General features: G+C 55.4%; 8 protein-coding genes. 3 read left to right on the plus strand and 5 right to left on the minus strand.

Features of this window, described 5'->3' with window-relative positions:
• Nucleotides 1-2 precede the first annotated feature (2 nt).
• From ruvC to ispF, 3 genes are all read right to left on the minus strand, one after another.
• Nucleotides 3-494, minus strand: a complete 492-nt coding sequence (ruvC, locus tag FF011L_RS23945; protein WP_145355870.1) for a crossover junction endodeoxyribonuclease RuvC — start codon at nt 492-494, stop codon at nt 3-5.
• A gap of 17 nt (nt 495-511) precedes the next feature.
• Nucleotides 512-2,125 carry a cysteine--tRNA ligase gene (cysS, locus tag FF011L_RS23950; RefSeq protein ID WP_145354468.1) on the minus strand — a complete coding sequence of 538 codons (1,614 nt, stop codon included), beginning with the start codon at nt 2,123-2,125 and terminating at the stop codon, nt 512-514.
• Between the two features lie 123 nt (nt 2,126-2,248).
• Nucleotides 2,249-2,743, minus strand: coding sequence for a 2-C-methyl-D-erythritol 2,4-cyclodiphosphate synthase (ispF, locus tag FF011L_RS23955; protein WP_145354469.1), 495 nt, complete (start codon nt 2,741-2,743; stop codon nt 2,249-2,251).
• A gap of 366 nt (nt 2,744-3,109) precedes the next feature.
• Between ispF and FF011L_RS23960 the strand changes: the two genes are divergently transcribed.
• Both FF011L_RS23960 and FF011L_RS23965 read left to right on the plus strand, forming a co-directional pair.
• Nucleotides 3,110-4,135, plus strand: coding sequence for an ABC transporter ATP-binding protein (locus tag FF011L_RS23960; protein ID WP_145354470.1), 1,026 nt, complete (start codon nt 3,110-3,112; stop codon nt 4,133-4,135).
• Complete coding sequence (locus tag FF011L_RS23965) at nt 4,132-4,998, plus strand: ABC transporter permease (RefSeq protein WP_145354471.1); 867 nt, start codon at nt 4,132-4,134, stop codon at nt 4,996-4,998. The genes FF011L_RS23960 and FF011L_RS23965 overlap by 4 nt, the downstream gene beginning before the upstream one ends.
• A gap of 467 nt (nt 4,999-5,465) precedes the next feature.
• On the opposite strand, the gene FF011L_RS23970 is transcribed toward FF011L_RS23965, so the two are convergent.
• Nucleotides 5,466-7,655 (minus strand): HlyD family efflux transporter periplasmic adaptor subunit, encoded by a 2,190-nt coding sequence (locus tag FF011L_RS23970; protein WP_218932848.1) that lies wholly within the window; start codon nt 7,653-7,655, stop codon nt 5,466-5,468.
• Nucleotides 7,656-7,660: 5 nt separating this feature from the next.
• Nucleotides 7,661-9,700: an efflux RND transporter periplasmic adaptor subunit gene (locus FF011L_RS23975; RefSeq protein ID WP_218932849.1), complete on the minus strand. Its 2,040-nt coding sequence runs from the start codon at nt 9,698-9,700 to the stop codon at nt 7,661-7,663.
• Nucleotides 9,701-10,086: 386 nt separating this feature from the next.
• On the opposite strand from FF011L_RS23975, the gene FF011L_RS23980 reads away from it, so the two are divergent.
• Entirely contained in the window at nt 10,087-11,760 is a 1,674-nt protein-coding gene (locus FF011L_RS23980) for a TolC family protein (protein ID WP_218932850.1), read from the plus strand.
• Nucleotides 11,761-12,084 lie beyond the last annotated feature (324 nt).

The following is a 12,084-nucleotide window of genomic DNA, read 5'->3' on the forward strand; positions in this document are numbered from 1 at the left end:
CTTTAGAGGGAATTTCGCAGGTTAATCCCAATCCGGCTTTCGTGATGGCCACAGATGGCTATCGCCAGTGCATCGGCGACATCGGCCGGCTCGGGGATCGAACGGAGTTTCAACTGGATTTTTACGGCTAACTGAATCTGATGTTTCGGCGCACGACCGTTTCCGGTCATCAACTTCTTAACTTTGGTCGGTTCAAAACTGTCGACAGCGATCTCCGCTTGGCCAGCGACCAACGTGATCACGCCCCGGGCATGCCCCATCAAGATCGCGGTCCGAGGGCGTTGGTAGTGCGAAAACAACTGTTCAAGCGCCATCACATGCGGATGATGGGCCTCGACAACTTCGGTCAGACCATTGTGCAGTTCCAACAACCGTTGGGCCATCGTCTGCCCACGCTTGGTACGAATGATCCCCGCTTCCAATAAACGAACCGAGGCCCCCCGAGATTCAATGACTCCGTAACCGGTGACATTCAACCCCGGGTCAATCCCCAGAATTCGCCGTACCTCGCTCACTTACTGCGTTCCCATGACGTGCCATCTTTTTTATCAAGCAACGCAATCCCCAGGGCGGTCAATCGATCGCGAATGGCGTCGGAAGTGGCGAAATCTTTGTTCTCGCGAGCCGACTTCCGCAGGTCGATCAGCAGCGTCATCAGTTCGCCGGCCAAAGCGGAATCAGCGTCATCACCACCCGCTGCTTGAACAGGCGGTTTTTCGAACAACCCAAGGACTGACACCAGTTCACGCAACACGCCAGCGGCGGTCAACAAGACTTGCACGTCGGAGCTATCGGCAGGCGAATCTTTGGTGATCCCACTTTGGTCAATATGCCGGTTCATGGTTCGCAACATGTCAAACAACACGCTGATTGCCGACCCTGTATTGAAGTCGTCATCCATGGCGGCAAAGTATTTGTCACGGAGCTTGACGATCTCGATCAAGACCGCGTTATCCCCCGCTTCGATTTTTCCTTCGTCGCGACGCCGTGGAGCTTTCAGATCGTAGAACGAGGTTCCCGTCAGTTCTTCCAAGCGGTCGAAAAAGCGATAGAAGGTTTCCAGCGAAGTGCCCGCTTCTTCCAACCCTTCGTCATTAAAGACGATGGTCGATCGGTAGTGCGTGCGCAACAAGAAGAATCGCAGCCGTTCGCCCGTTTGATTGCGAATCAAATCGGCCAGTCCGCCGCCCCCTTTGCTACGGCTGATCTTCCCTTCGGTCTGCTCGGCCAAGGTTTCCGTGTTAGCGTTAGCTTCTCGGTCGCTCTTGCCACCCACTTTGCCTTTGCTTCCCGCTCGCATCAGCCCGTTGTGCATCCAGTACTTCACCATCGGAGCGTTATGGCAACAATTGCTCTGAGCCCGTTCATTTTCGTGATGCGGGAACATCAAATCCAAACCGCCGCCATGGATATCAAAGGTCTCGCCAAGCAAACGGTGGCTCATCGCGGAACATTCGATATGCCAACCGGGGCGTCCTTTTCCCCATGGACTGTCCCAAGCTGGTTCGCCCGCCTTGGCTGATTTCCAAAGGGCAAAGTCGCTTGGCGAGCGTTTTCTTGCCGCGGCCCCACCACCTTCGCCCTGCTGCTGGTCGGTCGATCGATTCGACAATTCGCCGTAACTGGGGTCTCGCGACGTTTCAAAAAAGACGTCCCCTTCCACTGCATATGCATAGCCTTGCGATTCCAGCGACTGAATGAACTGGATAATGTCCGACATATGGTCGGTGGCGCGAGGCATGTAATCGATCTGGTTGACCCCCAACTCTTTCAAGTTGGCCATGTAGTCGGCGGTCATTTCGATCGCAATCTGACTCATCGGAACCCCGCGTTCACGACTCTTGGCGATCAGTTTGTCGTCGACGTCGGTGATGTTCACGACCAACGTGACTTCATAGCCATTGTGGGTCAAATAGCGTTTGATCGTGTCAAAAATGACCGGCCCCACCATGTGCCCAATGTGAGATTCGGCGTAAACCGTTGGGCCGCACAGGTAAATGCCAACCTGTGGGGCTTTCAGAGGCACAAAGGGTTCTTTGGTCTTAGAGAGCGTGTTGTAAACGCGAATCTCAGGCATCGTCTGACCAATCGATGTGGAGGTCTGTGAATCGGATACGGTACTCATGGAGCCAAATTATAAGTTGTGGACGTACAGTAAATAAATGCAGGTAACCAAACGGAACCAAAATGCGATGCAACCGGCCCCGAATGAGCCAGAAGTTCGCCAAGGCCTATCACCGAAACGATCTCAACCAACCCGGTGCAACAAGGCCACACAACGAGCTGCGATCGCTTCGGAATGGCCGATCGGCCCGATTCCTTCCCCCGTCTTACCTTTTATCCCGATCTGAGTGGGATAGAGATTAGCGATTTCCCCAATCCGCTGCCGAATTTCGTCAATATAAGGGGCGATCTTTGGTCGCTGTGCTAGCAAAACACAGTCAATATTGGTCACTTCCCAGCCCGCCGCTCGGACCAAGCGGATCGCTTCGGCCAAGAATTCCGCACTATCCCGGCCTCGATTTTCCGGATCGGTATCAGGGAAAAGCTGCCCGATATCTCCACAATCGGCGGCCCCCAACAACGCGTCCGTAATCGCATGCAAAAGGACATCGGCATCGCTGTGGCCCAGGGCATGCAAGTCTCCTTCGATATCAATGCCGCCGACTCGCAGCGGACCGCCATTGCCCAAGCAGTGGGTGTCATATCCCAGACCGATACGAAGAGGGGGCATATTCATTATTCAAAAACCATCAACTGGAGGGACGAAGCGTGACGCCAAAACATTGTATCGACCTTCGGACCAGCGGCCACTCGCCAAGCAAGCTGGCACGCAGGCAGCCGAAATCCCAACCCGCTGCGTAAGCGAGGGACCGCAAGAGCAGCCCGTTATCCCTCGCGGACGCAGCGGATTGATTTAAGGATTGTCGCCTTTCGCTCCGCCTTCGATTGAACCGACAGGCCGAAAAGGGACGCGGCGGCGGCGACGTCGCCTGCTTGGAAAGCTGAGACATCGGCCTACAATCAACTTTGCCTGCTGGCCGGACGGGTGCGTCCAGCAAAAAATCAGCCGCAGTGCCACCTCCTTGCCACGTACAGCCCGCTTATTATGCCGATCATCGAGGTTTCTCAGCTTACAAAATCCTATCGCGTCTATCAGAAACGCGAAGGGTTAATGGACAGCGTCCGTGGACTGTTCCACCGTGAATACCGCGAAGTCGAAGCGGTCAAAGGGATCGATCTAAAAGTCGAACAAGGCGAATTTGTCGCTTTCCTCGGTCCCAATGGGGCAGGAAAAACGACCACGCTGAAGTTGCTGTCGGGGGTGATCAACCCGACCAGCGGTTCCGCCAAGGTGATGGGTTTTACTCCCTGGGAACGAAAACACGAATACCGCCGCCGCTTCGCTTTGGTAATGGGGCAAAAAAATCAGCTTTGGTGGGACCTCCCGGCGCAAGAATCCTACCGACTTCATCAACAGATCTACGGCATTGACCCGACGGAATTCCAGCAACGCCTGGATGAACTGTCGGAATTGCTAGACGTCAAACGCCTGCTCGGCCAACCGGTCCGCGAGCTGTCGCTGGGCGAGCGAATGAAGATGGAATTGATGGCGGCACTGCTGCATAACCCGGACGTCCTGTTCCTCGATGAACCGACGATCGGGCTGGATGTGATCGCTCAGCACAACATTCAGCAGTTTCTAAAGTACTACCAAGAGAAACGCAAAATCACGATCCTGCTGACCAGCCACTACATGAAAGATGTGGCGGCCCTTTGCAAACGGGTTGTGATCATCGCCGACGGCCGCATCCACTACGACGGTTCGCTATCGGGAATCATCGACAAGTTTTCTGGTAGCAAAGTGGTCACCTTGCAGTTTGCCGAAGACGTCCAGCCCGACAACTTGTCTGAAATTGGCGAAGTCATCGAAACCAACTGGCCAAAGGCGAAAATCCATATTCCTCGCAACGAAGTCGCCGCACGCTTGGCTCAGGCCCTTCGTGACCACGTCGTTGAAGATGTCTCGGTGGAAGATCCTCCGTTGGAAGATGTGATTGCAGATCTCTTCCACTCGGTCGGTAACCACCCTCGAGCCGAAACGTCCCACAGCTCCGAGGCTCCCCAGGTATGAGCGCCAGCGAAACGCGATTGCCGACTTTCCACCGAATCCAGACATGGGGGGTGATCCTCCGCATCGCTTTGGAAGAGCGACTGGTATATCGCGGTGATTTCGCGTTAGGAACCCTGATGCGGTTCTTGCCGATCGTGACTCAGATTTTCCTGTGGCATGCCGTCTTTGATTCAATCGCCTCAAGCGACGATCCAAACGGCGAGAAGACGATCGGGGGATTTGGGTTTACCGACATGGTCGCCTATTACCTGATCACGATGATTGCCCGCGCCTTTTCAAGCATGCCGGGACTGGCCAGCGGAATCGCCCAGCAGATTCGGGAAGGGGAAATCAAACGGTACATGGTGCAGCCGATCGACCTTATCGGTTTCCTGATGCTGCAAAGGATCGCCCACAAACTGGCCTACTACACAATCGCGATCTTTCCGTTTGCGTTCGTCTTTTTTCTCTGCCGCGGTTACTTCACCGAAGGCTGGCCCTCGGCGCCGGTGCTGCTGGCATTCGCGGGATCCCTAATCATGGGATTCCTGATCGGTTTCTTCCTGGAAGCGACCATCGGGATGATTGGATTCTGGTTCCTGGAAGTCAGCTCGCTGCTGTTCATCTATATGTTGTTCAGCTTTTTCCTCAGCGGACACATGTTTCCATTGACACTGCTGCCACCCCAAATTGAACAGGTCGTGCAGTGGCTGCCGCTGAAGTACCTAGCCTATTTCCCGGCAGCCGTCTTCCTGGGGAAAATTCCCGAAGACGAATTGGCGGGCGAGATGGCAATCGAAGCGGCTTGGCTGGTCTTCTTCATCATTTTGTGCCGATTCATGTACTCCCGAGGCGTCCGCCGCTACAGCGGATTCGGCGGCTAAGCATCCGCCTGCTAAAGACCGATAGAGCCCGAAGCGGCTGCGAATCTTGAGTGTCGCCTTTCGCTCGGGACGTGTGATAAACAAGTTGACGATTTCCGCTCAGGCTGCTCTTGTTTGTTTCCGCCGGGCTCGTCCCGGTCGGTGCAACAACTGGCAGCTACCTATATGCCTTCCCCCACTCGATCCTTCTCCGCCAGCCCCGAATCGCCTAGGCGATTCGGGGCTGGCGGAGAACTGCATTTCGATCGTACAAGAGAGTAGCTGCCAGTTGTGAGCCCGCCGGCGCAAGCCCGAAAACGGAACTCTGTCGATCAAATTTCAAACCTTGGCTTCCTGCTAGGCAAGCTGGCATGGGGCCTTTTCTCCCTGCCACACTCGCAACTTATAAATCGCACGTCCCACGCGAAAGAACGCCCGAAGCAAGAAAAGGACGCTCACGCCCACCGTGCGGCCAAAAACGTTTTCGTCTAAAAACGAAACAGCGATGCGAGGCTGCGATAGATGCGCTGAGCGATCGACTGCGATTCGACCAACACTCGCCCCTGCCCTGATTCGTAGTAGGTCAATGGCAACGCGGTCGCATCCAATTGAATGCGAACCGGATAGGCAAGCTGCTGCGTCCCGTCTGAGCCCGTTCCCTTCGATCCCTGAACCGTATCGCTAAGGTTATCCTGCTGTGCAATTTCGACGACTTGGCCCGCCAACGCCTGTGATGCAAACCCGTTCAATTGAACAACCACCGGTTGCCCGATTTGCACAAATTCTAGATCGGCTGGCTGGACCGTTAATAACGCATCGTACCTATCCGGCTTGGCGATCACTCCCAGCGGAGTTCCCGTTTCCAGGTAAGCCCCTACATTTGCGTCCGCGGTGACTTGTCCATACCAACGTTCCAGTCGCTGCGAATCGCCCTGCTTTGGCAACCACTTCGCTGGCACAAATCGACCGCTGGCCGGTGAAGTGATTGTGAGGGCTTTCCTTTTCGCAGCCAGTTTATCGGCTCGTTCCAACAGATCGTCGTAGGCCGATTGAGTGAACGGGATTTGACTTGCAGCTTCTTCGTCACTTGCCTGAGTCTGCTGCAAACGCTCCAACAACAACCGCTGCGATTCGACTCGCCGCATCGCTTTCAGCCACTGCAGTTCCAAGGCCTGGTCCTCCAACTGCAAAACCGTCTCCCCTTTTTCGATCGGTCCCCCAGCCCAAAATCCTGGCATTGCATCGCTCAGCCGTCTGCCGGCGGCGGTGACATAAACAGGGACTGGATGATGAGGCACTATTTCGACTTCACCAACGATATAGCGAGGCAGTGGAATCAGCAGCCCTCCCACCAAGGCAATCCCCACCACACCGGTTCCCAGCAGGTTCCATCGTCTGAATTTGCGAGTAGCGCCGGGAACCCGCAGCATTCGGGTCCATTCTTTCAGCGGTCGATAAACCATTACCGCAACCGAAAAAACAGCCAGCACCCAGCCAATCGATTGCAAGCCATAAGGTTTAAGAAATTGGCTGACGAACCACAAAATGACAAGGGTCAGTCCCCACCGGTACAGCGTGGCGGCCACTTGATAAACGATCATCCCAACCGCCGCCCGCCGAGAAACTTGCAGGGGGGCTGGGTTGCGAACTCCCAGCATCCAACGAGCGACTTGCTGATTTAGATAGCGGCGACTTTGCTGTGCCAGATTCGGCGAATCACACAGATCCGAAAGGATGTAATAGCCGTCATAACGCAGCAAAGGATTCGCATTAAATAACAGCGTGCTAACCGAACAGACCAGCATCACCTTCATGGCAGCCGCATGCACAAACCCAGGTTCGCTATACCACCACACAAAGGTCGCAATCGCCGCCAATAAAACCTCCACCCCCATACCCGCAGCCCCAACCGCTGCACGCTGCCAGCGGTTGGTCAACATCCAGGCGTCCGATGTGTCGCAGTAAAGCGCAGGGGTCATCACCAATAACATCGGACCGATTTCATGGCACTCACGACCGTAGTACTTACAGACAACAGCATGCCCCAGTTCATGAGCGATCTTGGTCAATCCCAACACGACGGCGAATCCCAGCAGTTGCCTGGGTTGGAACAGTTGCTCGGCCGATGGCATGTCTTGCCAGTAGGTCCCCGCCTGCGTCACAAACAAAACCACTGCCGCGGCAACCAACACCGCATAACCTACAAGAAACAGAGGATGCAAAGCGAACCGAACCACAGGGACGGTCCAACGCAAAAACGGTTCGGGATCGATTCCAGGAAACCGAATAAAAAGGGCACTCTGCAAAACGCCCCAACGTTTTTGCCAACGCGACTGTGTGCTTCGTTTCCCCAGTGGCATCGCCTGCCCCAAGGTATTTGAAAGCAATAATTCGCTTCGGTGGAATCGAAAAATCAAAGACTGAATCTGCCGTAGGGTCACGCGATCAGGAGCAAACTTTTTTTGATACGCTGAGCGAATGGATTCCAAATTGGTTCCCTCACGCAACAATTGCAGCACAAACCATTCGTCATTCCGCAACGTGTGATATTTCAGCGAAATCGGATCTTTAATCGTCACCCGACCCCCAGCGGGAGATTCCGTCTGCTGAGCCTGCAGATCAGCTCGCATCCGCACCTGCAGCGACTGGCGAGCCGCCAACGCGGGCGGAGGAGGCACGAAAGTCATCTTTCCGCCCGCCAAAAGTGAAAACCAATCGACTGCTGAAAAACACGCACCACGTCGCTAAACCATGACGCCGCCAGCGATCGTTGACCGCACGCGATCTTCGCACGAACCTCCGCCCCCACGTGCCGCTGATTGGGTTCTTCTGCCAACCTAGCCTCCAGCGGAACATAGCTGGCCCTTGTTTCGTCTCGTTCCGCAGCGGTCCCTATCCGGTTCAACGTCGCAGCGTATTGATGCTCTGGATCGGTCGCCAACGCGTATTCGATCGCCAACGGTTTGCCTGCGATTTCGGCAGCCGAGCGAACAGTCCCCAAATCTTCGTCGGGCAAAACCAATTCAAGGATCCAGTCTCCCTGGACATCCGCGATCGTTAGCAACTGGTGCCCCCGACTGACCGGACGACTACCGATCCGTTGTTGCAAATCCCAGCTAACAACCTGCCCCGCCAAAGGACTTTGAACCTGGAGTTGTTCTTGAAGCTTGCGCAGCAGTTCTACCTGACGCTGCAAATTGTCTCGTTCGGCGACCAACTGCTGTTCTTCTCCGGCCAATCCACCGTTCGCGGCAACTGCAGAACCTACCGCGGAAGCATCCCCTACCCTTCGCCTTCCTTCGGATACTCGATTCGATCGCACGGCGGTCAGTCGCCGCTCAATCGTCTGGATCTGACCGAGCGACTCTTCAAGTTGACGTTCCAGTTCGGAACTTTGCAAAGTGACAAGAACATCGCCCGGCGTCACAAAATCGCCATGCTGCACGCGGACTTCATCGATCACACCATCCAAAGGCGCGAACAGATGTTGACGGTGTGCGGGTTGCAAGCGTCCTTCGGCAACGACGTAGTGCTCCACTTGAATCAACGCACCTGCGGCGATCAACCCGACCAGCAGCAGACACGCAACCAGAACCCACCAGCGTTTGCCTCGATCCCACATGCCCCCCAAAAATCGCCAGACAGGCAGCAAAAACAATCGGCTATGCGATTGCGAATTATGAAGCGCCCATGCCGCATGATCGATCATCGCTCCTGGGTCAGGAATCGCGACGACGTTCAATGCTTCGGATTCAGCTGCGATTTTTTCTAACACCAACATTGCAAAGGGCAATGGACGCGGAACATCCACACCATCGCTATCCGTGGCCGCGTCGGCAACCAGCGGAATCATCCGCATCCGATCAACAGACGATTGATCCAAATAATCCGCAAGGGCCTCTTCAATCTGCGGCGGCAATTCATCTTCATGAGGATACAGAAAGGGCTGTTTTGTGACGGCGACGATCCCCGCTAACTGCTCGAGAGCCCGGATCAGATTCGACCGTCGATGAAATTGTGCCGCCCCGCTGACCGCCTCCACGCGATACCTGCGTCCCCGCCGGACCAGAACCGTCACCCGATCCAACTGCAATAAAAATCGCATATCGTTTGCGATTTGTGCAGCGGTTTGCGAAGCATCCAACGAGTGATGAAAACGACTTAAGCTGGACGACGCGGCAGGTTGCATCCCTTGCTGAATAGAAGCGTCGACATGTGGGACCAGGGCGTTCAAACAGCGGAGCCAAACCGTTTCGGAAACAAGATCCAGTTCACTTGGCATCCAAACCAACAAACGAACATCGTTCAGCGGATCGCTGACGGTCCAGATTCGTCCCGTCGATTGCAAAACCGAATCAGCAGGCACCGCCGAAGGCTGCGGCGCCATCCCACGGAAACATGCAAGCAAGTTCGCCTGGACTTCGCTCCGCTGAAAATCATCTTTTGCGGGCCCGACAAACTGCAAATCGGCCGTCGCGAGTGAACTCGTAATCGGGCCGATGCGATAGACGACCATCCCCGCATGGGTCGTTTCGACGATGGCTTGGACAACCGATCGCCAGTGATTTTCCGAAACATCCGCTGACCGGGAAGCGGCAGCATCGTGAATCTCGCGGTTATCGATAATCCGCAAAACCCGATCAACCAATCCAAGCGGACCGCTAGCCGCACGAATTTCCTCGCGTTGCTCTTTTGCGACATCAGCGGATGAGGGAGGAATCACGGGAACAGTCAAACACCCATTGGAAACAGCTAGAAAACCGAACACCACCATTCAGTATTCGTTTCACCGTACAGAACGGCAGGTTCCGACAATCGATTCCTATCTTATTCAGTCGAACGACAGGGACGGCTTGCACCGGAGGCCCATCCTGTTCTGGCAATGATCCTGGCCCCATTTTGACGGTTGTAACGATTGTGCGACCCGCGCCGAGTGAATGACAATTCTTAGCATCCCTCCCCGTCAAAAACCGACAATTACCTACAGGAGGAAGGAACCTCAAAAAAGGAAGTGAGACCCAATTGGCAATGCGGCGAGGCAACTGGATTTGGCTGGTCCTACTAGGAGGGGTGACCCTTCTGGTAACTGGCTGCCGGTCTAGACCTTCCATGCCGGCCGCGCTCTCCTGGGCCCCACCAACTCCGATCTTCTATGAAACCGACGTTGCGGCATCGACGCCCGTTCGTGCTCCCCATGCCATCAGCACCCGACCGCCGCAGTCCATCTCAGCCGCCCCCGAATCGTTCTTAGATTTGACTCGGGAACAGGTCATCGAAATCGCGTTGCAGGACAGCCGAATCTTACGCGAACTGGGCGGACGGATCGTCGACGCACCGGCGGCTACGATCACCGCCTACGACCTTGCGCTCCAGCGCAGCGATCCCTTTTACGGTCCCGAAGCGGCACTGGCGGAATTTGATTCGGTGCTGTCCAGCTCGCTGACGTCAGCGAACAACGATCGCGTCTTTAACAACGCGGTTCTGGGGGGCGGTGCACAAGAATTAACCCAGGACGCCCTTTCCCTTAAAAGCGGGGTCTCGCGGCGGTTGATGAACGGAGCCGTCGTCTCGCTCGACCGCCAATTGGATTACGACAGCAACAACCGTTCGGCGAACCTCTTCCCCAGTGCCTGGGAATCGCAAGTGCAAGTTGGTATCCGCCAGCCCTTGCTGCAGGGAGCCGGCAAAACATTCAATTCAATCGCAGGCCCGAATGCCCAACCAGGATTCTATTTTTCAAACGGGATCGTGATCGCCCAAATGAATTCGCAAATCAGCGAACTTGATTTTGAAAAAGGACTACAAGACTACATAAGCGAAGTCGAAGAAACGTACTGGGGGCTGCAAATGGCCTACAAACTTTACGAAGGCGAACGCAGGGCCAGCCAAGCTGCGGAAAAGACCTGGAAAGCCGTTGCTGCGAAAGCGGCCATGCGATTGGGTGGCGCCGAAGCGGACAAAGAAGCGGAAGCTCGAGCCGATTTCCTGGGTGCCGAGTACCGCACTTTGCTTGCCTTAAATGGCACGAACCGACTGCCTGGCGTCCATGATTCCGAACGCCGCCTACGCTATCTGATTGGTCTGCCCGCAACCGATGGACACCTGATCCGGCCGTGCGAGCCCGTCTCGACAGCTCCGATCGTGTTTGATTGGTCAGCGATGCTGGCGGGTGCGATCAACCACCGAACCGATTTACGCAAGCAATCCGTCCGCATCGGACAAGAGGAATTACGGCTGATCGCGGCAGAAAACTTTCTGCTTCCTCAATTGGATCTGATCGGCCGTTACCGACTAAGAGGCTTCGGCGATGACCTAACCGGCGCGGGACCTCGGTTCGCAAGTGCATCCGATGATCTCTTTTCTTTTGACCATCAAGAATGGGAATTCGGAGTCGAAATGAAAGTCGTAGCGGGCCGCCGCCAAGCCCACGCAGCGGTCCAACATGCAAAACTGCAGATCGAACGCGAACGCTCGATCCTGGTAGAACAGCAGCGCTATGTGGCTCACGAATTAAGCCAAGCGATCGCCAAAGTCGAAGTCCTGCAGGCGGGGATCCGGATCAGCGGACGTCGCCAACAGGCGGCCTACGAGCGTTTAAATGCCGTCCAAGCACAATACGACATCGGGAAAACAGACATCCATCGCTTGCTGAATGCCCAAGAGGATGCGATCGAAGCCGAACGGCAAGCGATCGAAACGACAACCGATTACGCGATCGCTCTCAAAGATGTCGCGGTTGCCAACGGGACATTGCTGCGTGAGCATGGCGTCATACTGCGCTAAAGCACAACGCGAGGCAGAAGTTTTCTAGTCGTGAAGCTGCGTGTCCCCTCGGAGGTGCTCTGAATTTGTCACCCGCCGCGCCCGGTGCCGATGGGTTCCCCGTCGCGGGGGACGTGAAAAATTCTGTAGGCCGGATCGAGGAGCAATAGCGACGAAGATCCGGCAAGCAAGGAATCAGAACCATCTGCCGGAGCTGTATCGCTATCGCTCTTTGATCCGGCCTACTTTTATCATCCCCGACAAACTGGCATGGGGCCGATCCCGCACGAACGGATGTAGGCCCGATCGAGGAGCAATAGCGACGAAGCTACGGCAATCAAGGAG

It is taken from the genome of Roseimaritima multifibrata (genome assembly GCF_007741495.1).
Taxonomy (GTDB): Bacteria; Planctomycetota; Planctomycetia; order Pirellulales; family Pirellulaceae; genus Roseimaritima; species Roseimaritima multifibrata.